The sequence below is a fragment of the Streptomyces sp. NPDC018610 genome (assembly GCF_044391765.1).
In the GTDB taxonomy this organism is placed as follows: domain Bacteria; phylum Actinomycetota; class Actinomycetes; order Streptomycetales; family Streptomycetaceae; genus Streptomyces.
In genome coordinates, this window is the sequence record NZ_JBISAL010000013.1 from 1 (window position 1) to 22,822 (window position 22,822).

Annotated in this window: 14 protein-coding genes; 7 read left to right on the forward strand and 7 right to left on the reverse strand. The window is 72.2% G+C overall.

Annotation, left to right across the window (positions count from 1 at the left end; translation table 11 throughout):
* Nucleotides 1-196: 196 nt before the first annotated feature.
* Entirely contained in the window at nt 197-1,063 is an 867-nt protein-coding gene (locus ACH5A8_RS29450; RefSeq protein WP_399007010.1) for a TetR/AcrR family transcriptional regulator, read from the reverse strand.
* 286 nt (nt 1,064-1,349) lie between these two features.
* Here ACH5A8_RS29450 and ACH5A8_RS29455 point away from each other — a divergent pair, with 286 nt between their 5' ends.
* Nucleotides 1,350-3,065, forward strand: coding sequence for an MFS transporter (locus ACH5A8_RS29455; protein ID WP_399007011.1), 1,716 nt, complete (start codon nt 1,350-1,352; stop codon nt 3,063-3,065).
* Nucleotides 3,066-3,232: 167 nt separating this feature from the next.
* Here ACH5A8_RS29455 and ACH5A8_RS29460 read toward each other — a convergent pair whose 3' ends face one another.
* Nucleotides 3,233-4,003: a maleylpyruvate isomerase N-terminal domain-containing protein gene (locus tag ACH5A8_RS29460; RefSeq protein ID WP_399007012.1), complete on the reverse strand. Its 771-nt coding sequence runs from the start codon at nt 4,001-4,003 to the stop codon at nt 3,233-3,235.
* A 258-nt stretch (nt 4,004-4,261) separates the two neighbouring features.
* Nucleotides 4,262-5,272, reverse strand: coding sequence for a LacI family DNA-binding transcriptional regulator (locus ACH5A8_RS29465; protein WP_399007013.1), 1,011 nt, complete (start codon nt 5,270-5,272; stop codon nt 4,262-4,264).
* Between the two features lie 331 nt (nt 5,273-5,603).
* Here ACH5A8_RS29465 and ACH5A8_RS29470 point away from each other — a divergent pair, with 331 nt between their 5' ends.
* Nucleotides 5,604-7,106, forward strand: a complete 1,503-nt coding sequence (locus ACH5A8_RS29470; RefSeq protein WP_399007014.1) for a family 43 glycosylhydrolase — start codon at nt 5,604-5,606, stop codon at nt 7,104-7,106.
* Nucleotides 7,107-7,175: 69 nt separating this feature from the next.
* Here ACH5A8_RS29470 and ACH5A8_RS29475 read toward each other — a convergent pair whose 3' ends face one another.
* From ACH5A8_RS29475 to ACH5A8_RS29485, 3 genes are all read right to left on the reverse strand, one after another.
* Nucleotides 7,176-9,047, reverse strand: a complete 1,872-nt coding sequence (locus ACH5A8_RS29475) for an arabinofuranosidase catalytic domain-containing protein (RefSeq protein WP_399007015.1) — start codon at nt 9,045-9,047, stop codon at nt 7,176-7,178.
* A gap of 306 nt (nt 9,048-9,353) precedes the next feature.
* Nucleotides 9,354-12,008 carry a PA14 domain-containing protein gene (locus ACH5A8_RS29480; RefSeq protein WP_399007016.1) on the reverse strand — a complete coding sequence of 885 codons (2,655 nt, stop codon included), beginning with the start codon at nt 12,006-12,008 and terminating at the stop codon, nt 9,354-9,356.
* Nucleotides 12,009-12,159: 151 nt separating this feature from the next.
* Entirely contained in the window at nt 12,160-14,607 is a 2,448-nt protein-coding gene (locus tag ACH5A8_RS29485; RefSeq protein ID WP_399007017.1) for a beta-L-arabinofuranosidase domain-containing protein, read from the reverse strand.
* 621 nt (nt 14,608-15,228) lie between these two features.
* Here ACH5A8_RS29485 and ACH5A8_RS29490 point away from each other — a divergent pair.
* From ACH5A8_RS29490 to ACH5A8_RS29510, 5 genes are all read left to right on the forward strand, one after another.
* Nucleotides 15,229-16,341 (forward strand): ABC transporter substrate-binding protein, encoded by a 1,113-nt coding sequence (locus ACH5A8_RS29490; protein WP_399007018.1) that lies wholly within the window; start codon nt 15,229-15,231, stop codon nt 16,339-16,341.
* Between the two features lie 89 nt (nt 16,342-16,430).
* Nucleotides 16,431-18,284: a sugar ABC transporter ATP-binding protein gene (locus ACH5A8_RS29495; protein ID WP_399007019.1), complete on the forward strand. Its 1,854-nt coding sequence runs from the start codon at nt 16,431-16,433 to the stop codon at nt 18,282-18,284.
* The gene (locus ACH5A8_RS29500; protein WP_399007020.1) at nt 18,281-19,249 is read left to right on the forward strand and encodes an ABC transporter permease; all 969 of its coding nucleotides are present in this window, start codon (nt 18,281-18,283) and stop codon (nt 19,247-19,249) included. Before ACH5A8_RS29495 ends, ACH5A8_RS29500 begins: the two co-directional genes overlap by 4 nt.
* The gene (locus ACH5A8_RS29505; protein ID WP_399007021.1) at nt 19,246-20,268 is read left to right on the forward strand and encodes an ABC transporter permease; all 1,023 of its coding nucleotides are present in this window, start codon (nt 19,246-19,248) and stop codon (nt 20,266-20,268) included. Before ACH5A8_RS29500 ends, ACH5A8_RS29505 begins: the two co-directional genes overlap by 4 nt.
* A gap of 117 nt (nt 20,269-20,385) precedes the next feature.
* The gene (locus ACH5A8_RS29510; protein ID WP_399007022.1) at nt 20,386-21,402 is read left to right on the forward strand and encodes a LacI family DNA-binding transcriptional regulator; all 1,017 of its coding nucleotides are present in this window, start codon (nt 20,386-20,388) and stop codon (nt 21,400-21,402) included.
* A 123-nt stretch (nt 21,403-21,525) separates the two neighbouring features.
* On the opposite strand, the gene ACH5A8_RS29515 is transcribed toward ACH5A8_RS29510, so the two are convergent.
* On the reverse strand, nt 21,526-22,689 hold the full coding sequence (locus tag ACH5A8_RS29515; protein WP_399007023.1) for an aldose epimerase family protein: 1,164 nt from the start codon (nt 22,687-22,689) through the stop codon (nt 21,526-21,528).
* Between the last annotated feature and the right edge of the window lie 133 nt (nt 22,690-22,822).

Below are 22,822 nucleotides of genomic sequence, written 5' to 3' on the forward strand. Positions count from 1 at the left end.
CCCACAAGAACGGCACCATCAAGGGCCTCACCGCCGAAGTCGGCGCCTCCCTCACCTCCGGCGCCCCCATCTGCGAGATCAAGGACTGACACACCCCACAGTCCGACAACCCCCACACCCGAAACGACCGGGCGCCCGGCCGACCGCGACAGCGATCGGCCGGGCGCCCCGCTTCGTTCCCCGGGACCTCCCGCGCTCACGCCCTTCCGGGCTCGCGGGCGTCTCCAGGCTCCCGGGCGTCTCCGGACCCGCGGCCGTCACCCGTCCCGTGGTCGTCCGGGCCCGTGTCGGCCGCGGCGTCCGGCAGGTAGCTCGCCAGGCCGCGCAGGATGATCTCCACGCCGATGTCGAACCTCTCGTCGGAGGAGTCCGTCACCATCAGGCCGGACAGGGCGCGCAGGTGCGGGAATTCGCCCTCGGGCAGGGAGGCGAAGTAGTTCTGCATCTCCCCGGCCATCCCGCTCGGGTCGGGGCGGGCCGCGGAGGAGTCCTGGGATCCCTCACCGCCCTGGTGGGCGGCCCGGTCCTGCCACATTCCCTCCTCCAGGACGAACCCGTCGATGTAGGTGGAGATGAGGTCGCCGGCCTCCGCCGCGATGCGGTCCGGCAGCCCGGCGGTCCGCAGCAGGCCGAGGAACGCCTCGACATGCGGCAGCAGTTCGGCGGTGAAGGGGACGTGCGCCATGGAGATCCTGGCCATGTCCCGGTGGGACAGCAGGCGCTGCCGGCCGGAGCGGGCGAAGTCCCGGAGCTGCTCCTGCCACCGGTCGGGGTCGGGTTCGGGTATCCGTGCGCCGTCGAACAGCCGGGTGTACATCAGCTCCAGCAGGTCGTCCTTGGAGCTGACGTGGGCGTAGAGGGCGGAGACCGTCACCCCCAGCTCGGCCGCCACCTGCCGCATGGACAGCCCGTCGAGTCCCTGCCGGTCCAGCACCGTGAAGGCGGCTTCCACGACGCGTTCGCGGGACAGGGGGGTGCGCGCGGGGGCGACGCGGGCGCGGGCGGGGCGACCGCGTTCCCAAGGGGACGGCGGAGGCGGGGTGGGGGTGGCCGCGTCGTTCATGAGGACAGTCTAGGCGGGGGGAGAACGCTGTTCACCTCCCGCCGACGCGATATATCTTGTCTTCACCCCGCAGTTGCGCTATATCTTAATGAACGCCGTTCTCCCGGTGAGCAGTGTTCTGTTATGGTGAACACCGTTCTCCGGCGGGCTCGGCCGTGCGACCGCCTGCCCCGGCACGCTCCACGCCCTAGTTGGAGCCGGGGTCCCGACCTCCGTCCGTCCCACCGCGCCCGTGACCCACACGCTCGTCACCGCCGGCGCGGCCCTCCCGCGAGGAGTTGTACCGATGTCCACCACCGGCGTCGCGTCCGCCGAGACGCCCACCGACTCACCAGCGCCCTACCGGTGGCGCTGGGCTGCTCTCTTCGTGATCCTCGCGGCCGAGGTGATGGACCTCCTCGACGCCGTCGTCACGAACATCGCCGGCCCCTCCATGCGCGCCGACCTCGGCGGTGGGGCCTCCACCCTCCAGTGGCTCGCGGCCGCGTACACCCTCTCGATGGCCGTCGGGCTCGTCACCGGCGGACGGCTCGGGGACATACACGGGCGCCGCCGGATGTTCCTGGTGGGGGCCGCCGGCTTCACCCTGGGCTCGCTGCTGTGCGCGGTCTCCGTGTCGCCGCAGATGCTGATCGCGGCACGCGTCGTGCAGGGTCTGTTCGGCGCCGTGATGCTGCCGCAGGGCCTCGGCATGATCAAGGAGATGTTCCCGCCGAAGGAGTCCCAGAAGGCCTTCGGGATGTTCGGCCCGGTCATGGGGCTGTCCGCGGTCTGCGGGCCGATCCTGGCGGGCTGGCTCGTGGACGCCGACTACTTCGGCACCGGCTGGCGCATGATCTTCCTGATCAACCTGCCCCTGGGCGCCGCCGCCCTCCTCGGCGCCCAGCGCTACCTGCCGCGGGGCCGCTCCGGCAGCAAACCGCGCCTGGACATCCCCGGCATGGTCCTGGTCTCGCTGGCCGCGCTGCTCATCATCTTCCCGCTCGTCCAGGGACGCGAGTACGACTGGCCGGTGTGGACGTTCCTCATGATGGCCGCCTCGGTGGTCGCCTTCGTCGCCTTCGCCACGTACGAGTCGCGCCGCAGCAGGACCGGCCAGGACCCGCTGGTCGTCCCCAGCCTCTTCCGCAAGCGCGGGTTCAGCGGCGGCATGACCCTCGGCCTGGTCTTCTTCTCGACCATGCAGGGCTTCATGCTGGTCTTCAACCTCTACACCCAGATAGGCCTCGGCTACTCGCCGCTGAAGGCGGGACTGGTGATGGTGCCCTGGTCGGGCGGCATGATCGTCGGTTTCGGCATCGCGCAGGGCGTCGCCCGCTTCGGACGGGCCGTGCTCCAGGCGGGCACACTGGTCATGGCGCTCGGCGTGTTCGGCGTGTGGCTGACCCTCGACATGGCGGGCAGCGACGTCGGCCCCTGGCAGCTCCTGCCGTCCCTGCTCGTCACCGGCATCGGGATGGGCCTGCTCATGGCGCCGTTCTTCGACATCGTGCTCGCCAGTGTCGAACAGCACGAGACGGGCTCGGCGTCCGGCACGATGACCGCGATGCAGCAGCTCGGCGGCGCCTTCGGCGTGGCCCTCCTCGGCACCGTGTTCTTCGGTCTGCTGGGCGGCGGCATCGCCACCGCCGTCGACCACCACTCCGGCGGACTGCGGGGGCAACTGGCCGCCGCGCACGTCGCGCCCGCCGCTCAGGACCGCCTCGTGACCGACCTGCGTACCTGCGCCTCGGACCGCGCCGTGGCCAAGGACCCCGCCGCGACACCGGCGTCCTGCGCGCGCCTGGAGAAGGACACCCGGTCGGCCGTGACGTCGCCCCAGGCCGGAGCGCGGATACCCGCCGCGCTGCAGGACACGGCGTCGTCGGCCTTCCGCAGCGGGTTCGGCTCCGTCATGAAGACGGTGCTGTGGATCGTCGACGCCATGCTGGTCCTCACCTTCCTGCTCGCGTTCCTCCTGCCGCGCCACGCCCGCCCGGAGGAGTCCGCCGCCGGTCACTGAACCCCGCCGTACGCATGTCGGCTACCAGCGCGGCCGGGCAGCCCTCGCGGAAGCGATGCCCGGCCGCACCGGTCTCCACCACGCCGCCGGCTCCCGACCCGCCGGCCGCGTCCGTGCCGGGTCGGGCTTGACCGCCCGCCGCCGCTCCACGGGTTCTCGGTCCCGCCTCAGTAGCCGCCGAGGAGCGCCCGCACCTTGCGCAGGGTCTCCGGTCCGGCGGCGCTGTGCCACCGCGACGGATCGGCGGGGCGCCGCCCCCACAGCAGCAGGACCCGTACGGCCGCGTCGCTCTCGATCGTGGCGGGGCCCTCGGGGGCGGCGAGCCGGATGCGGCCGCCGTCGGCGTCGGCGACCACGACGACGTCGTCCGTGCCCGGCGTGCGCAGCCTGCCCTCCACCCGCCCCTCGGGTCCCAGGTCCAGAGCGGCGCGCCCCCGGGCCAGCAGGGGCCGGCCCACCGACACCACGCTGTGCTCCGTCATCCACGGTTCGCCCAGCGCCTGTACCGCCGTCCCGTCGTCCCCGGTCAGGTCCCAGCGGTGCAGGATCAGCTCCTCACGCATGTGCTCGGCGAAGAAGGGAGGTTTCACGGACCGGCCGGTCCACATGATCTCCGTGTCCGGGGAGAGGTCCCGCGCGGCGGCCGCGGCGATCTCGGTGAGCCGTTCGCAGCGGTTCATGAAGGCCGCCCAGAGCTCCTGGTCGGACATCCGCCGGTAGGGGGCCTCCCGCTCGAAGCCCTTGGTCTCCACCGGCGTCCCCGCGAGGAACGCCTCCAGGACGCGGGCCAGTTCCTCGGCGTTGCCCGTCTGGTGGACCAGGACGTCGCGCACCGTCCAGGCCTCGCACCAGGTGCCGTCGTCGGGCCGCCGCGCCTGCACGGCGTGGACGAAGGGAGCGAGCTCCGGCAAGGTCTCGTCGATCCGGGAGGACATCATGCGCGATGGGTATCCTCACCGGGCCGCCGGTCAAACCGTCGGGCGCGCGACGGAGCCCGGTCGGCCGCGCCCGGCCGCGCCGCCCGGGACACGGCGGGCTCCGGGGCGCCACCGGAAACCACCGGACGGACGGCCACCGCCCCCGGGCGTCGTCTCCCTACGCCGCCCCCGCACCGCCGCCCCCGCACCCCCGTCCCCGCACCGCCGCCCCACATCGTCGTCCCCCTGCCAGGGCACCGGGCGCGGACGCGCCACCCCTCAGCCGCGGCCGAGGGTGCTCTCCCGGTGGACCAGGGAGTAGCCGGCGTGGATGTGGCGGGCCTGGTGGCGGGGGGCGCCGTTCAGCTGGGACAGCACCGACTCCACCGCCATCTTGGCGATGGACGCCTTGTCCGGGGAGACCGAGGTGAGGGTGACGGCGCCGAACCGGCCCTCCACCACGTCGTCGAACCCGACCACGGCGACGTCCTCGGGGACGCGCAGTCCCCGCTCGGACAGGACGCGCATGGCGCCGATGGCGATGAGGTCGTTGTAGGCGAACACCGCGTCCGGCCGGTGGCCGGCGTCCAGGAGACGGGCCATGGCCGCCGCGCCGTCGGCGTGGCCCCAGCCGTCGGTGGCCGCCACCAGTTCGTGGTCGGCGACGATCCCGGCGCCGTCCAGCGCCTCCCGCCAGCCGCGCAGCCGCAGATGAGCGGGCTGGCTGCGGCCGCGGCGCGCGCCGAGGAAGGCGATGTCGCGCCGTCCGAGGGAGATCAGGTGGCGCACCGCCTCGCGGGCGGCGGCGACGTTGTCGATGGAGATGTGGTCGTAGGGCAGGTCGTACTCGCGTTCGCCGAGCAGGACGAGAGGGACGGGTTCGGTCCGCTCGCGCAGGTCCTCCGCCTCCAGCTCGATGGGGCTCAGGATGAGCCCGTCGATGACCCGGGCGCGGAAGCCCTGGCTGACCAGGGTCTCCTGGGCGCGGCGGCCTCCGGTGTGGTCGAGCAGCACCGTGTAGTCGTGTTCGGCCGCCGCGTCGACCACCTCTGCGGCCAGCTCGGCGAAGTAGGGGTTGCCCAGTTCGGGCAGGGCGAGGGCCACGATCCCGGTGCGGCCCTTGCGCAGGTGCCGGGCGGTGAGGTTGGGGCGGTAGCCGAGTTCGTCGATGGACTTCTGCACCCGCGCCCGCATGGTGGGGGTGACGTGCGGCTGGTCGTTGACCACGTTGGAGACGGTCTTGATGGAGACACCCGCGTGCAACGCGACGTCCTTGAGGCTGACCCGCACGATGTTCCTCCCCCGGTCCGGGCAGGGACCCTGCGTCCATGAGCCCGCTCCACGCCCGGCGCCGGCCCCGCGCGCCGAGGGCCGAATACCCACGGACCGACGCTTTTCCGACGGGACCGATGCTTTTCCAACGTTATACGGGGCACGGCTCCACCCTGGCAAGCCTTCGCCGCGCGCGCTGGCCGTCTTGACGCCCCGTCAGTACACCCCTACGGTGGCGCACCGTCGGTATTACAACGATGCAAAGCGGATCCTGGCGCGACCACGTCGGCCCTGTCCGCCCCTTGTCCCCCCACTTCTGTGCGACAGCGCTCCCCCCAGAAGGAGACTCATGGGAACGCACCTATGCACCTCCCCACCACGACCGCGCCCGCGGCGCCGCCTGCTCGGCGCGCTGATCGCGCTCGGGCTGGTCCTCGTCGCGCTGAGCGCCGTACGGCCCGCCCCGGCCGCCGCGGCCCGGGCGACGGCCCCGCTCGCGGCCCGACAGGCCGCTGCCGCCACCGGCACGTTCCGCAACCCGCTCAACACCGGCCCCGACCCGTTCATGACGTACTGGCACGGGAACTACTATCTGACCACCACCCAGGGCGGCAGCATCCGCATGTGGCGCTCGCCGTCGCTGAGCACCCTGCTCACCGCCGATCCCCTCACCGTGTGGACCGACACCGACGCCTCCCGCAACCGGGACGTGTGGGCGCCGGAGTTCTACCGCTTCGGCGACCGCTGGTACCTGTACTACACCGCCGACGACGGCACCGACGACCACCACCGCATCTACGTCGCCGAGTCCGACCGCGACGACCCGGCCGGGCCCTACCATTTCAAGGCCGAACTCGCGCCGCCCAACCACGCCGCCGACTTCGCCATCGACCCCGGCATCCTCCAGCACAACGGCCGCCTCTACCTGGCCTACAGCGGCATCAACCCGTACCAGCACAACGGGCTGAACATCGCGCCCCTGTCGAACCCGTACACCGTCTCGGGCGACGCCGTCGCGATCGACGCGGCCGGTGGCTGCCCCGAGGTCAGGGAGGGGCCCGAGTTCCTGTACCGGGGCGGCCGTACCTGGATGACGTACTCGACCTGTGACACCGGCAAGCCGGACTACCAGGTGTGGATGATGTCGCTGCCGTCGAACGCCGACCCGCTGGTGCCGGGCAACTGGACGCAGCACCAGGGGCCGGTCTTCTCCCGCGCCGACGACCACGGCGTCTACGGGCCCGGCCACCACGCCTTCTTCCGGTCGCCGGACGGCACCGAGGACTGGATCGTCTACCACGCCAAGACCACCTCGGCCTACACCTACACCGACCGCACCACCCGGGCGCAGCGCATCGGCTGGAACGCCGACGGCAGCCCGAACCTCGGCGTCCCGCTCGCGACGGGCGCCACCCAGGACCTGCCGTCCGGCGACCCCGGGCCGGGCGCCTACTGGATCAACGACGACGGCCGGTCCAACGGCGCCGGTTCCCTCGCCTACACCGGCACGTGGAACTCGGGCACCGGCTGCGGCGTGCAGTGCTTCTGGGGCGACGACCACTGGAGCGACCGGGCCGGGAACACCGCGACGTTCACCTTCACCGGCACCCGGATCGCCCTGCTGTCCGTCCGCGACACCGGCAACGGCTACGCGGCGCTCAGCGTCGACGGCGGCCCCGAGCAGCGCCTCGACTACTACGGCGCGATCCGCACCGGGGAGACGCTGCAGTTCCTCAGTCCGCGCCTGCCCTACGGACAGCACACCCTGCGGGTGCGGGTGACCGGGGAGCACGACGGGCAGTCCGGCGCGTCGTTCGTCAGCGTCGACCGCGCGGAGGTGTACGTCAACTGAGCGCGGCGGGCGGGGGGTACGGGGCCGGAGACCGGTCCCGTACCCCCTCTGCCAAGCTCGGACGCCACGTCAGCTCAGCGTGAATCTCTGTGCCGCCGAGCCGTTGCAGTCCCAGATGCGCAGCCGCGTGCCGTTGGCGGTCGCGCCGTTCGGCGAGTCCAGGCAGCGGCCCGACTGCGGGTTGAACAGGGAACCGTCCGAGCGCTGCTGCCAGTTCTGGCCGCCCGCCCCGTTGCAGTCCCACAGCTCGACCTCGGTGCCGTTCGCGGTGCCGTTGCCGTTGATGTCCAGGCAGCGGCCGAGCGAGCGCAGCGAGCCGTCGGCGTTGTGGTACCAGTGCTGGTCGACGGCGTAGGACTGGCAGTCCCACAGCTGTACGGCGGTGCCGTTGACGCCGCTGTCGTCGGCCGCCACGTCGACGCACTTGCCGCCGGGCGCGGCGACCGGGGCGCCGCCGTTGACGGAGAACTTCTGTGCCGCCGAGCCGTTGCAGTCCCAGATCTGCAGCCGGGTGCCGTTGGCGGTCGCGCCGCTGGGCGAGTCCAGGCAGCGGCCCGACTGCGGGTTGCGCAGCGAGCCGTCGGCCTGCTGCGCCCACTTCTGGCCGCCCACCCCGTTGCAGTCCCACAGCTCGACCTTGGTGCCGTTCGCGGTGCCGTTGCCCACGATGTCCAGGCAGCGGCCGATGGTGCTCAGCGAGCCGTCGGCGTTGTGCTGCCAGTGCTGGTCCTCGGCCCAGGTCTGGCAGTCCCACAGCTGTACGGCGGTGCCGTTGACGCCGGTGTCGTCCGCGGCGACGTCGACGCACTTGCCGCCCGGTCCGGTGACGGTGCCCTGCGGGCCGTTGGGCACGTCCGTCTCGCCCGCGTAGCCGACGGAGACGATGTCGGCCTGGACGGCGTTCTCGGCGGCGTCGCTCGGGTAGCCGGCGACCATGACGCCCTCGAAGAAGGTGCCCCGGTTCCAGTTGCTGTTGTCGCCGCCGGTGCCCAGGATGATGCCGCCCTCCTGGTGCATGGGCTTGTAGCCGCCGCGGGTGGGCAGGCCGCCGTCCCACCAGGTGGTCAGGGCGCCGGTCTGTGAGTTGCCGCCCTTGAGGGCGTACTTGGTCTGTCCGTCGTTCTTCAGCACGGCGGTGACGAAGGGGCTGTTGTTGCCGCGGTTGGCGGTGTTGGAGCCGTTGTCGCCCTGGAACATGCCGTTCTCCAGGTCGGCCTCGATCCACGGCCCCGAGCCGGTGCAGGGTGCGAAGTAGCAGGTGGTGGCGATGGAGACGGCGTCCATGTGACCGTTGCCGGTGTCGGCCGGGGTGCTCTCGGCGTTGCCGTAGTCGAAGCAGCAGTCTGAGCCGACGTGGGTGCCGCTGGCCACCATGTAGGCGCCCTCGGGCCGGCCGCCCACGGTGACGCCGGAGGCCACGCCGGTGTAGCGGTAGCCGACGCCCGGCGAGATCCAGATGCCGTACACCTTGTGGCCGCCGGCCGTCACCGCGATCTCACTGGCGTCGGCGCCGCGGTCGGCCCCCATGCCGGCGGTTCCGGCCGGGCCGGGGGTGAGGTCGTTGTGCCGCGAGGTCTGGTCGTAGACCTTGGTGATGCGGCACGTGGTGTTCTTGCAGAACACGTCCTGCTGGGCGGCGTCGGCGTAGCCGCCGGGGGCCAGCAGTCCGATGTCGGCGCGGGCCCCGTCCGAGGCACGTGTGACCTGGTAGAGCGGGCCGTTGTAGGACGACAGCAGGGCGCGCGTCGTGCTGTGCGCGGCCACGCAGGGGGTGCCGGCCGAGCCGTAGATGTCGCACGGCAGTGAGCCGGCCGCCTGCGAGACGGCGGGGAAGCCGATCAGGGCGCCGAGGACGAGGCCGATGGCCGCCACGGCGGACAGCACGTGGCGCAGCGGCCGAAGGGCCGCCGCTCCCGTGCGGGGGCGCGGCCCGGTTCTCATGACGGACGTTCTTGCTCTGCGCATGGTGTGCTCCCGTGATGTGGGGAGGGGAATGGAGCCCAACTCGCCGAGACGGCGGCAGAGTTCACGCCGTTCGGCGCCTTCGCGGGGAAGTTACGCGCATGGGTCGACCGCGTCAATATTTGTTGCTTCACTTTTCTTTGACCGCCGATGACCTGTCCAGATCTGTTGCCTTCTGTTCGTCCGGGCTCAGTACGAACGGCCCTTCCGGGCCCGGTGGTCACCGGGCCCGGAAGGGCCGTCCTGTCGTGCGCGCCACCGCGGCGCGCGCCGTGGGCCGCCCCGCTAGTGGGCGCTCCCGCCCGCCGCGGCGCCGACCGCGATGAGCTTGCGGTTGATGTCCCTGACCTGGTCGGGGTAGACCTTCAGGACCGCCCGGTCGTAGGTGATCAGACCGTTCAGTTCGCCCTCGACGTCGCTGATCTGGGTGTAGACGGAGCCGGAGAGCCCGGCTGCGGCGTTCGGGATGAGCTGGCTGGTGTTGTCCACGTAGGTCTGGGTCATCTCGGCGATGTCGGCGGGGCCGTCACCGTAGTCCTGGCCGCCCGCCACGCCGGCGATGTGCCCGGGGACGGTCAGCGAGTAGCCGCCGTGCTCGCCGTCGACGGCCGCCCGGGTGGCGTCCGGCGCCGGGTTGGCCGGCCCGTGGTAGAGGTGGTGGTCGATGACGTCGCCGCGGCCGGAGTCGCCCTTGGAGGCGCAGCAGTTGACCCCGGAGTGGGCGTCGACCAGGCGCGAGGGGTCCTGCTGCTTTACGGCGTCGGCGAGTTCACCGGTGGACTGCTTGCTCTGCTCGCCCCAGCCCTCGTTCATCATGGTCCACATGACGACGGAGGGGCTGCTGATGTGCTGGTCCACGATCTCGTGGACCTCCTTGGTGAACTCCTCGTTGCTCGCGGCGCTCGCGTGGTCGGTGTTGCGGCTGGGCATGTCCTGCCACACCATCAGGCCGAGCTTGTCGGCCCAGTAGTACCAGCGGGCCGGCTCCACCTTGATGTGCTTGCGCACGGCGTTGAAGCCGAGCTGCTTGTGCAGCTGGAGGTCGAACTTCAGCGCGGCGTCCGTCGGCGCGGTGTAGATGCCGTCGGGCCAGAAGCCCTGGTCCAGGGTGGCCAGGAGGAAGGTGGGCTTGCCGTTGAGTTCGATCTTGTTGACCCCGCCGACCTGGGCGACGGAGATGGACCGCATGCCGAAGTAGGAGCCGACGCTGTCGTGCGAGCGGCCGTCGTCGAGGGTGACCTTCAGGTCGTAGAGGAAGGGGTTGTCCGGGCTCCACAGCTTCGGGTCGCGAAGGTGCAGCCGCAGGGCGCTTCCGGCGGTGCCGGTCACCGAGCCGACGCGCTTGTGGCCGTCGTACGCGGTGGCGGTCACCCGGGCCGTGCGCTTGGTCCCGGCGCTCGGGCGGACCGTGACCGACACGGTGTCGTCCTTCAGGTTCGGGGTGAGCACGAGCGAGTCGACGCTCTCCTCGGGCACCGGCTCCATCCACACCGTCTGCCAGATGCCGGAGGTGGGGGTGTACCAGATGCCGCTCGGGTCGGTGGACTGCTTGCCGGTGGCCTGCTGGGAGGAGTCGGTGGTGTCCTTGACCTTCAGCAGCACGGTCTGGTCGCCGTGGCGGGTGACGGCGTCGGTGATGTCCGCCGTGAACGCCTCGTAACCACCGGTGTGGTGGGCGACCTGCTTGCCGTTGACGTAGACCCAGGCCTCGTAGTCCACCGCGCCGAAGTTCAGGTGCAGCCGGTTGCCCGAGCCGACCCGCCAGCCGGCCGGGACCTTGAAGGTGCGCTGGTACAGCGACCAGTCATGGTGCTCGGCGACACCGGACAGCGGCGCCTCCATCGGATACGGCACCAGGATCTTCCCGCTGAGCTTCCCCTCGGGCAGCGGGGAGTCCTGCGCGGTCGCCTGGAACTGCCAGGTGCCGTTGAGGTTGCTCCACTGCTTGCGGGTCTGCTGCGGGCGCGGGTAGTCGGGCAGCGCGTTGGACGGGGAGACGTCCTTGGCCCACTTGGTGGCGAAGTACCAGGTGGAGTCGTTCTGCGCCACGCTGGAGAACACGCCGAGCGGACCGGCGGCGGTGGTCAGCCCGCCCTGGCCGTCGTAGCTGACGCGGACCTCGGACTTCATGGCCGCCGGGGTGTCGGAGGCGGCGGCGGTGAGGACCAGCTTGGAGCGGTCGGAGGGGTCGGTGGTCACGGTCGGGGACCACCGCTGCCCGCCGGCGATCACCGACAGGTGCTTGGTCAGGTCCGCGGGCAACGCGTCCGCCTTGCCCGGGAGTTGCACGACGGCTTTGCGACCCGAGGTGTCGACCGTGCTGTGCAGGTCGAGGGGCGCGTAGCCGTCCGGCAGGTGCAGGGCCGAGTCGGGGACGGGCCGGCGGTCGATGCCGGGGCCCGACCACTCGGTCTGGATGTAGGCGCCGCCGTTGCCCTGGTTGTAGTCGAAGGAGAGCTGGTGCGCTCCGGCCGTCAGGGTGACGGGCTGGGACTGGGTCTGCACGTCCCAGTCGGTCGTCCAGTGGTCGATGACGCTCACGCCGTCCAGCGACATGCGGAAGCCGTTGTCGCCCTTGATGTAGAACGTGTACGAACCGCCCGTCGGCACGTCCAGCATGCCCGTCCAGTGCACGGCGACGTTCAGGGTGGAGCCGGCGCAGCTGCGCAGTGTCGGGATGAGGTCCTTGACGTTCAGGGAGGGCTGGATGCCGCTGCTGGTGTAGGTGGCGAAGTCCAGTGAGGTGCTGTCGGAGCTGAGGTAGCAGTCGCTGCGCAGCCCCTGCGCGGTGGTGCTCTGGGCCGTGGCGCCCTGGGCGGCCTCGGCGGCCGGCGCCGCGTGCGCGAGGGTGGCCGGGGTGAGGAGCGCCGCGCCGAGGAGCAGCGGGGCGAGGGCGGCCAGTGCGCGGGGACGCGGGGTGCGGTTTCTTCCGGGACTCAAAGGGGGTTCACCTTTCGTCGGAGCGGTGGGAGGGCCTGCCGGACGGCTGTGCCGGGGATCGGAGGCGGGCCCTCGGGGGTTCTCCGGCTCGCTCGGGCGCGCGGGCCGTCGGGCTCGGTGCGCCGGGCGTGGTCGCCGGGCGCGCGGGCCGTCACGGGCCGGTGCGCCAGGCCAGCAGGCCGCCGGAGAACCCGGTCTTCAGCTGCGCGGTGACGCGCAGGGCGGTGGTGGTCACGGCGGGGAAGGAGAGCTGGTTGAAGCGGTCGACGGCGGTGCCGTGGTCGGCGTCCTCGGCGGCCGGCCGCCAACTCCCGTCCGCCGCCCGGTACTCCAGCCGCCAGGACTCGGGGACCCGGCAGGCGCCGTGGCCGGTGTCGTCGTACCAGTACACCGACACCGCGCCGACGCGGACGGGTTCGGCGTAGTCGTACCGGATCCACTCCTCGGTGCCGGTGCGGTCCCACCAGGTGAAGCGCGGCACCGACTGGTCGTAGGAACCGGACGGTTCGAGGGAGGCGTTCATGAGCAGCGCCTGCGGGCTGTCGACGCCGCTGAAGGAGGCGGTGACCGCCGCCCACGCGCGTGCCGTGCCCGAGGTGGCGGCGGTCGGGAAGGCGGTGATGCGCAGCCGTGCGGCGGCGGCCGGGATCAGGGTGAGCTGTTCGATGGGCTGCGTGGTGTGCGCGGGGCTCGGCTGGAGCGGGGCGAGGACGTTCTGCTCGTCGGTGGTCCAGCCGGGCAGCCGACGGCCTCTGGCGCGGATGCGCAGCGGGGTTCCCTCGTGGGTGAAGGGGTCGGCGGCACGGGCGCGGGTGCGCTCGACGGCGAGGGACCGGGCGGGGTCGCGCCGGTCCAGTTCGAGCGCGTAGTTCCAGGGCGAGCCGGGGCGCACCTCGTACTCCGGCCAGGCGTCGCTGCCGCCGGAACGCTGCCACTGCTCCTCGATGCGCAGGGAGTAGGCGAGGGGGCCGTGGTGGACGGAGACGGAGTCCTCGTTGGCGCCCCAGGTGCGTACGGTCGTCTCCGTCGGCAGGTGCAGCACGATCCGGTCGCCGTCGTGCCAGCGGCGGTCGAGGACGAGGTGTCCGCCCTCGCGCCGCACGTCCACCGGGCGGCCGGCGAGGCGCACCGAGGGCTGCCGGCACCAGCCGGGGACGCGCAGGCGGAGGGGGAAGGAGACGGGGCGCGGTGTGGACACCTCGAAGGCGACGGTGTCGTCGAAGGGGTACTCGGTGCGCTCGGTGACGGTGACGGTGGTGCCGTCGCCGACCTTCGCGCGGACGCTGGACTCGCCGTACAGCGAGGCGCACAGTCCGCCGTCGAGGCTCGCGAGCCACATCTCCTCGGCGTAGTAGGGCCAGCCCATGCCGTAGTTGTGGGGGCAGCACCGGTACTGGTGGATGCCCGGCATGTACGCCTGCATGGCGAAGGAGTTGTTGAACTGGCCGTGGCTCTTGGCAACGTTGTCCAGCTGGACGCCGTTGGCCGCCGTGACGTAGTGGGTGCCCTTCTGGAGCGGGTCGAAGGCGGCGGGCAGCATGTTGAGAGCGAGGTCCTCGCAGCGGTCGGCCCACACCGTGTCGCCGGTGATGCGGGCCAGCAGCTGGTGGCTGTGCATGAACTCGACGATGCCGCAGGTCTCGAAGCCCTGGCGGGGGTCGTGCCATCCGGGGCGGGCGTTCTCGTCCGCGGCGAAGCCGCCGCCGGGGAACTGCCCGTAGGTGTTCATGACGGTGTCGTAGACGCGGTGGGTGGCGGCGAGGAAGGAGTCGTCGCCGGCGAGGACGCCGTACTGGGCGGGTTCGCGGAAGCCCTGGGCGAGGTTGACGTTGTGCCAGGTCGGGATGGTGTGGGTGTAGTCGGCGCTGTGGGTGTGCATCGTGCGGACCAGGTCGAGCAGCCAGTCGTCGCCGGTGCGGTTGTAGACCCAGTAGGCGGTGTCGATGGTGTCGCCGACGCGGGCCGCGCCCCAGCCCTGTCCGAAGAGCGTGCCGGGCTGGGTGTGCAGGTATTTCAGCCAGCCGGTCAGGGTGGGGACGACCCGGTCGTCGCCGCTGTACTCGTGCCAGGTGCGCAGCGCGTCCAGGACCGGCATGTGCGGCCAGAAGTCGGGTCCGCCGTTCAGCGAGGTACGCAGCCGGGCGGGGCCGAAGAAGCCGTCGGACTGCCGGGTGGCGAGGATGCGGTCGATCCAGGCGCGGGTCAGCTCCAGGACGCGGCTGTCCTGGGTGACGTAGCCGAGGTCGCCGAAGCCCCTGAGCCAGTACGGCAGCTCCTCCCAGCCGTCGTTGGCGGGGACGGACCAGCCGCTGGTCCTGTCGTCGAGGTAGTCGGACACCTCGGGCATGCGCCCGCTCAGGCCGTCCAGTTGCAGGTCCAGCTGGGTGCGCAGCCAGCCCTTGGGGGTGATGCTGCCGGGCGGCAGCCGCAGGAAGGGCTCCTGCCGCAGCGGGGCCCGGTTGGCGGTGTAGTGGGGGCGGCGGGCGGCGGAGGCGGCCGGGTCCGACGGGGTGGCGGCGTGCGCGGGTGTGGTGGCGCCGGCCAGGGTGGCGGCGCCGGCGACCGAGACGGAGCCGGTCAGGAACGTACGGCGTTCCATGGCTGCCCTTCCTGTTCGAGGACCGTGTTCCAGCGGGGGCGGGGTTCGTGGTGGCTTCACGCGAGGGGCACGAGGGGGCGGACGGCGCGTTCCGGTCGTGTCGGGGCACGCTGCTGACGTGCCGTGAGACATGCGTACGCCGGTGCCGGGGCGGATCCGGCGGGTGGCCGCCGCGGGGTGCGGACGGCTCGGCCCGTCCGCGCCGCGGCCCTCGGCGGTGACGGGCACCTAACAACGTTGTAAACGAAAGCAGCCACATGACAGCACAGCCCCGATCGGGGTGTCCACCCCTCTGCACGATTCTTCTCGCGCTCCGTGCCCCGACGTCGGAAATCCTGGAAATTCCGCTGCTCAGAGGGCGTTTGACGGCGCGCGCGGTTCCGCGCGGGAACACCGCGGGGCTCGTGGCGGCCGGCGCCCGGTCGCCGCCCCGACCCGGGAGAACCGCCTCGGGAAAGGTTGCGTACCGCGGGTTGACATCCGGTTTGACGTTCCCTCAATGTCTACAACGTTGAAAAGCCCGCCTGTCGGCACCGCACCCTCGATCGAGGGCCCAGGTGGTCCCCCCGCCTTTTTCACCCCGCCCCTTCGTCTCCACACCGTTGAGGATGTGATCGGCGCGTGAACGTTCAGTCCAAGACCCTCACTGCCGCAGTGCTGGCCGCCGGGCTGTGCCTGGCCGTCACCGGATGCACCAAGTCGGACTCTTCCGACTCCGGCGGCGACTCCAAGTCCTCGGCCGCCGCGAACGACAACGCGGCCGCCTCCCAGCAGGTCGCCTCGCCGTCCGCGGCGGGCCCCGGCTGCACGTACAAGACCTACGGCGGCGGCGTCCCCAAGCTGGACATCACCGACGGCAAGACGGTCGTCGGCTTCTCCCAGTCGGAGTCGACCAGCAACCCGTTCCGGGCGACCGAGACCAAGAGCATCGAGCAGCAGGCGAAGAAGCTGGGCGTCAAGCTCATCCAGCGCAACGCCAACGCCGATGTCAACGCCCAGAACTCGCAGATCGAGGACATGATCGCCCAGGGCGCCAAGGTCCTGATCGTCGCCCCGGAGAACTCCGACGGCCTCGGTCCGGCCCTCGCCAAGGCCAAGTCCGCCAAGATTCCCGTGCTCACCATCGACCGCACGGTCGGCGGCACCGCCTGCACCGACTTCATGGCCTTCATCGGGTCGGACTTCTACCACCAGGCGCAGATCGCGGCCGACGACCTCGCCGGCGCCACCGGCGGCGAGGCCCATGTCGCCATCCTGACCGGCACCCCCGGCAACAACGTCACCACCGACCGGACCAAGGGCTTCGAGGACCAGGCCAAGGCCAAGTACCCGAAGATGAGGATCGTGGCCTCGCAGACCGGCAACTTCGCCCAGACCGACGGCCAGAAGGTCATGGAGCAGCTCCTCCAGTCCCACTCCGACATCAACGCGGTCTACGCGGAGAACGACGAGATGGCGCTCGGCGCGATCCAGGCCATCAGGTCCGCCGGCAAGACACCCGGCAAGGACGTCAAGGTCGTCTCCATCGACGGCATCGAGCAGGCCGTGAAGAACGTCGCCGCCGGACAGATGGTGGCCGACATCGAGACCAACCCCCGCTTCGGCCCGCTCGCCCTCCAGGCGCTGCGGGACTTCTACGGCGACACCGGCGTCCAGCCCAAGGTGATCATCAAGGACGGCCACTTCACCGCCGACAACGCCAAGCAGGCCCTCGACCAGGGCCTCGTGTACTGAGGCGATTCGCAACGGGCGCGCCGGGGCCGGGCCGTGAGGCCGTGACCCCGGCCGGCCCGGCCGACCGGCGGTGACCGCCGGCGGCCCGCATGAGGAGGAAGACGTTGGTCCAGCTGGACCCGGCACCTCGCAGCGACTGGATCGTGGAAGTCGCCGGGGTGGACAAGAGCTTCGCGGGCGTCCACGCCCTGCGCGGGGTGGACTTCCACCTGCGTCCCGGTGAGGTGCACGCGCTCATCGGCGAGAACGGCGCCGGGAAGTCGACACTGATCAAGGTGATGACCGGCGTGTACCGGCCCGACGCGGGCCGGATCCGCTTCGCGGGCGAGGAACGCGCCTTCCGCAACCCGCTGGAGGCGCAGGCTGCCGGCATCTCGACCATCTACCAGGAGGTCAACCTCGTCCCGCTGATGTCGGTGGCCCGCAACCTGTGCCTGGGCCGCGAGCCGCGCCGCTTCGGCCTGGTCGACGTACGGGCGATGAACCGCCTGGCGGCCGAGGCGCTGAAGCGCTACGGCGTGGACGTGGACGTCACCCGCCCACTCGGTTCGCTGGGCCTGGGCGCCCAGCAGATGGTGGCGCTGGCCCGCGCCGTGCAGATCGACGCCCGCGTGGTCGTGATGGACGAGCCGACCTCGTCGCTCGAACCGCGCGAGGTGGAGACCCTGTTCTCGGTGATCCGCGACCTCAAGCGGCAGGGCATCGCCGTCGTCTACGTCAGCCACCGCCTCGACGAGCTGTACGCGATCTGCGACCGGGTCACGGTGATGCGGGACGGGGCGGTCGTGCACACCGGCGACATGGCCGGTCTGGAACGGCTCCAGCTCATCTCGCTCATGCTCGGCCGGGAGATGTCCACCGTCCGGGCCAAGGGCGCCACCGCGTTCGGCGCCGACCAGCACGACCGGCGCGAGGGCGTGCCGGCGCTGCGCGCCACCGGACTGACCGTGCGGCACCGGGTGCACGACGTCGGCCTCGACATCCACCGCGGCGAGGTCGTCGGGCTCGGCGGGCTGCTCGGGGCCGGGCGCAGCGAGACCGCCAAGGCGATCACGGGCGCGCTGGCCACGGACGGCGGCACCGTCGAGGTGGACGGGACCGTACTGGCCCGCCGCAGCCCGGCCGCCGCCATCAAGGCCGGGGTCGTGATGCTCGCCGAGGACCGCAAGACGGAGGGCATCCTGCCCAATCTGTCGGTGAAGGAGAACATCTCGCTCGCCCTGCTGCCGAGGCTCGCCCGGGCGGGTGTGATCTCGCAGGCCAAGCAGGACGAGGTGGTGCGCTTCTTCATGGAGCGGCTGCGCATCAAGGCGTCCGGCCCCGACCAGAAGGTCAGCGACCTGTCCGGCGGCAACCAGCAGAAGGTGCTGCTGGCCCGCTGGCTGTGCCTGGACCCCAAGGTGCTGCTGCTGGACGAGCCCACCCGCGGTATCGACGTGGGCGCCAAGGCGGAGGTGCAGGCGCTCATCGACGAACTCGCCGAGCAGGGACTCGGGGTGCTGCTGATCTCCTCGGACCTGGAGGAACTGATCGAGGGCTCGGACCGGATCGTGGTCCTCAAGGACGGCCGGACCGTCGGCCGGCTCGAGGGCGAGGACGTGACCGAGCGGGCCGTGCTCGACACGCTCGCCTCCGCCGCTCCCGACGACGGCGCGACGACGGGCGACGCGGGACCGGACGACGGCGCGACACCAGCCGACACGACACCAGGCGCCACGGAACCGGACGACAGCGCGACGCCAGGCGCCGCGGAACCAGGCGCCACGGAACCGGACGACGGCGTGAAGACGGCGTACGCGCGACCACGGGACGGCGCGCGGGCGCCCGAGGGCGCAGGGAGGGCCGTACGCGCCGCTGACGGCGCCGTGGACGCCGACGACGAGGACCCGCGGGCGCAGGACCGATCGACCGGCCCGGCCCTGACGAAGGAGGAGCCCCGATGACTCCCACCACCTGGGCCGGCCCGGACCTGCTGGACCGCGCCCGGCTGACCCGACTGCTCCAGGCGTACGGTGTCTACGCGGCGCTGGTCGTCCTGTTCGTCGTGGCCGCCGTCCTGGACAGCTCGTTCCTGTCCGCGGGCAACGTCCGCATCCAGCTCTTCCAGGTCGCGCCGACCCTGATGGTCGCGCTCGGCATGGCCCTGGTCATCGGCACGGAGGGCGTCGACCTGTCGGTCGGCGCGGTCATCGCCGTGGCCGCCTCGGTCGTCCCGCTCTACATCGGCTACGGCGCGCCGCTCGCCGTGCTGATCGCGCTGGTGTTCGGCGCGGTCTCGGGAGCGGTCGGCGGGACCATGGTGGCCTTCGCCCGCATCCAGCCGATCGTCGCCACCCTCTCCCTGATGATCGGCCTGCGCGGCGTCGCCGAGCTGATCAACGGCAACTCGGCCAAGCCGGTCATGGACTCGGGGCTGCTGAGCCTCGGTTCGGACGGCTTCGCGGGCGTGCCGCTCATGGCGTGGATAGCCGGGGTGTGCGCGGTGCTGACCGCGCTGCTGGTGCGCCGTACCACCTTCGGCCGGCAGCTGGTCGCCATCGGCGACAACCGGCAGGCGAGCAAGCTGGCCGGCCTGCCGGTGCGCCGCGTCCTCGTCACCGTCTACGTCCTGTCCGGCGTCCTCGCCGCCTTCGCGGGCGCGATGATCGTCGGGCACGGCGCGGAGGCGGACCCCGCCAACCAGGGCCTCAACATGGAGCTCAACGCCATCACCGCGGTCGTCGTCGGCGGCACCCCGCTGACCGGCGGCCGGGTCCGCGTCCTCGGCACGGTGGCGGGCGCGCTGTTCATGCAGCTGATCACCGCCGTCCTCACCCAGCACAACGTGCACACGTCCTACACCCAACTCGTGGAGGCCGCCATCATCTGCTGCGCGGTCTACGCCTCACAGGAGCGTGGTACTCGATGAGCCCCTCCGCCCTGCGGCCCGCCACGGCGCCGGCGGGAGGCGCGCCCGACGCGGCGCAGCCGGCCGCGCTGCGCGAACGCCTGGCCTCCCACATCCAGCGCCGGGGCGCCCTGGCCGTGCTGGTGCTGATGGTCGCCATCGCCTCCGCGACCTCCGACACCTTCCCGACCTGGTCCAACATCTCCAGCATCCTCGGCAACAACGCCTTCGTGTGGCTGCTGGCGCTCGGGATGACCTTCGTCATCCTCACCGGCGGCATCGACCTGTCGGTCGGCTCCATGTACGCGCTCGGCGGCGTCCTCGGCGCCTACGGCGCGCACAGCGGCGGCACCTGGCTCGCCGTCGTGCTGCCGCTCGCCGTCGGCGCGCTGTGGGGCACGGTGCAGGGCCTGCTCGTCTCCCGGGCCCGGATGGCGCCGTTCATCGTCACCCTCGCCGGACTGCTGGGCGCGCGCGGGCTGTTGCAGGCGCTGACCGACGAGGGGGCCACCACGTATCTCGTCCCGCCCGGCTCGGCGTTCCGGCACCTGGGCGAGGGCACCTGGACACCGGTGCTGATCGTCGCCGCGCTGTTCGCCCTCGGCGCCCTGCTGCTCACCCGCACCCGGTTCGGCGCCACGGTCACCGCGCTCGGCGGCAACGAGAACGCGGCCTCGCTGATGGGCCTGCCCGTGGCCCGCACCAAGGTCCTCGTCTACGTCCTGTCGGCCACCCTCGCGGCGGCGGCGGGCGCGCTCGGCAGCGCCCGCCTGGGCTCGGGCGTCACCACGATCGGCGTCGGCTACGAGCTCACCGCCATCGCCTCCGTGGTGATCGGCGGCACCCTCCTGACCGGCGGCAGCGGCTCGATCGGCGGAACGGCGAGCGGCGTCCTGGTGCTGGCCGTCATCCACAACCTGATCGACCACTACTTCTCCCAGTACGGATCCGCCTTCACCGACACCGTCAACGGCGCCTTCCTGGCTGTCGTGGTCCTGGCCCAGACCCTGCTCAGCCGCTCCCGGCAGCGGACGGACTGACCGCCTGGACCGGGACGCCGTCCCGGGGCCGGCCGACCGTTCGGCGCGTCCGGCGTCCCGGACCGGACCGCGGTCCGCGCCGGCCCGGGACGCCCCCCGCCCGACCAAAGGAGTTCAGTGGGCGTCAGCCTGAAGGACGTCGCACAGCGCGCCGGGGTCTCCGTCAAGACTGTGTCGAACGTCGTGAACAACTATGTCCATGTCTCTCCCCGGACCCGGGCGCGGGTGCAGCGGGCCATCGACGAGCTCGGGTACCGGCCCAACCTCGTCGCCCGCCATCTGCGCAACGGCCGCACCGGCATCATCGCCCTGGCCGTCCCCGAGCTGGGCAACCCCTACTTCTCCGAGGTCGCCGGCGCCGTCATCGACGCGGCGGCCCGGCACGACTACACCGTCCTGCTGGACCACACGGCGGGACTGCGCGAGAAGGAGGTCCTGGTCTGCCAGGGCTTCCGCGCCCAGATCATCGACGGTCTCATCCTCAGCCCGATCCGCATGGAGACCGAGGACCTGCTCTCGCGGACCGACACCTCGCCCCTGGTGCTCCTCGGGGAGCGCGAGTACGAGGCCCCCTTCGACCACATCGCCATCGACAACGTGGCGGCGGCCCGCGCCGCGGTCCAGCACCTGCTCGACACCGGCCGCCGCCGCGTCGCCTTCCTCGGCGCCCGCCGGGAGAGCGCGCGGACACCCGCGCACCTGCGGCTGCGCGGCTGGCGGGAGGCGCACACCTCGGCCGGGCTGAAGCCGCCCGAGGCGCTGATCGTCGCCACCGACGGCTTCGACCGCCAGGACGGCGCGGCGGGCATGGCCGCGCTGCTGGACCGGGGCGAGCGGCCCGACGCCGTGTTCGCCTTCAACGACATGGTCGCCCTCGGGGCGATGCGGGTGCTCGCCGAACGCGGGCTGCGCGTCCCGCAGGACATCGCGGTGGCCGGGTTCGACGACATCGAGGAGGCCCGGTACGCGGCGGTGGCGCTGACCACGGTGGCCCCCGACAAGCAGGCCATCGCGCAGATCGCCGTCGACTGCGTCGTGGAGCGCATCGCCGCCCGCACCCCGCCCGTGCCGCGGCGCATCCTTCCCGGCTTCGAGCTGGTGGTCAGGGAGTCCACCGTCGAGCGGCGACGCTGAGCGGCGGAGGAACCGGTCCCGCCCCCGCCCCCGGGGACCGCACGCCGCGCGCCGCCCGCCGTCCGCGGTACGCCACCGGCGGTACGCCGTCCGCGGTAGGCCGTTCCCGGTCCCCCGGGGCGGTCAGCCGGCCGGGAGCCCGTCGCGGGCGGGGCCCCACAGGTGCGGGAAGGCGAACTCGGTGCGGCTGCGCAGGGGCCGGCCCGGCCGCACCTCGGTGCTCGGATACTCCGGCCGGTTGGGCGAGTCGGGGAAGTGCTGGGTCTCCAGGCACACTCCGGCGTGCCCGGCCAGCGGCCGTCCCACGGAGTCCTTGAGGGTGCCGTCCAGCTGCTGCCCGGTGTACACCTGCAACCCGGGCTCGGTGGTGCGCACCTCCATGACCCGCCCGCTGCCCGGATCCTCCAGCCGCGCCGCGCGGTGCGGGGCCACGGCCCCGTCCGGTGCGTCCCCCAGGGGCCGCGCGCCGCCCTGCGTACGGCTCCACGCGTGGCCGCGCAGCACCCAGCAGTGGTCGTAGCCGCCCGCGGTGGCGAGCTGCGGATGCGGCGCGCCGATGTCCGCGCCCAGCCGGCGCGGCGCGGTGAAGTCGAACGGCGTGCCGCCCACCGGCTTCGGCGGGCCCGGCAGCGGGACGGAGGTGTCGTCGATCGGCAGATAGGCGTCGGCGTCCACCGTCAGCACATGGCCGAGGACGCCGAGTTCGGGCCGGCCGCTGAGGTTGAAGTAGGCGTGGTGCGTCAGGTTGACGACGGTGGGCCGGTCGGTGCGGGCGGTGCAGTCCAGCACGAGGGTCCCGTCCGGGCGCAGGACGTAGTCGACGGTGACGGCCAGCGCGCCGGGGAAACCCTGGTCCCCGTCGGGGCTGTCGAGCCCCATCCGCACACCCGCGGAGCCGTCGGCGTACGTGAGCGGCCGCGCCCGCCACACCCGCCGGTCGAACCCGTCCGTCCCGCCGTGCAGGGCGTTGCCGCGATCGTTCACGGGCACCTGGTGGACGGTTCCGTCGATGCGGAACCGTCCGCCGGCTATGCGATTGGCGTACCGACCGACGACGGCCCCGAGATACGCCCCGTTCCCGGCGTACTCGCGCGGACCCGGCAGGCGCAGCACCACGTCCTCCACGGCGGTGCCGACGGCGTCGGGCACCCGCAGGGACTGCAGCACGGCGCCGAGGGTGAGCACCGACGCCTCGACGCCGCTGGGCGAGCGGAGCGTCCAGCGTTCGACCGGGTCCTCGAAGGCGTCGCCGGGCAGGTCCTCGCGCGTAGCCGTGCACACAGCCATGGTTCTCCTCACAGGAAGCGGAAGAGCGGAACGCAGACGCCCCGGGCGCCACCAGGGCCCCCGGCCGCCGCCCGGACGAAGCCGAGCGCGGGCGAACACGCCGCACTTTACAACGTTGCAAGGAGAGCGGAGA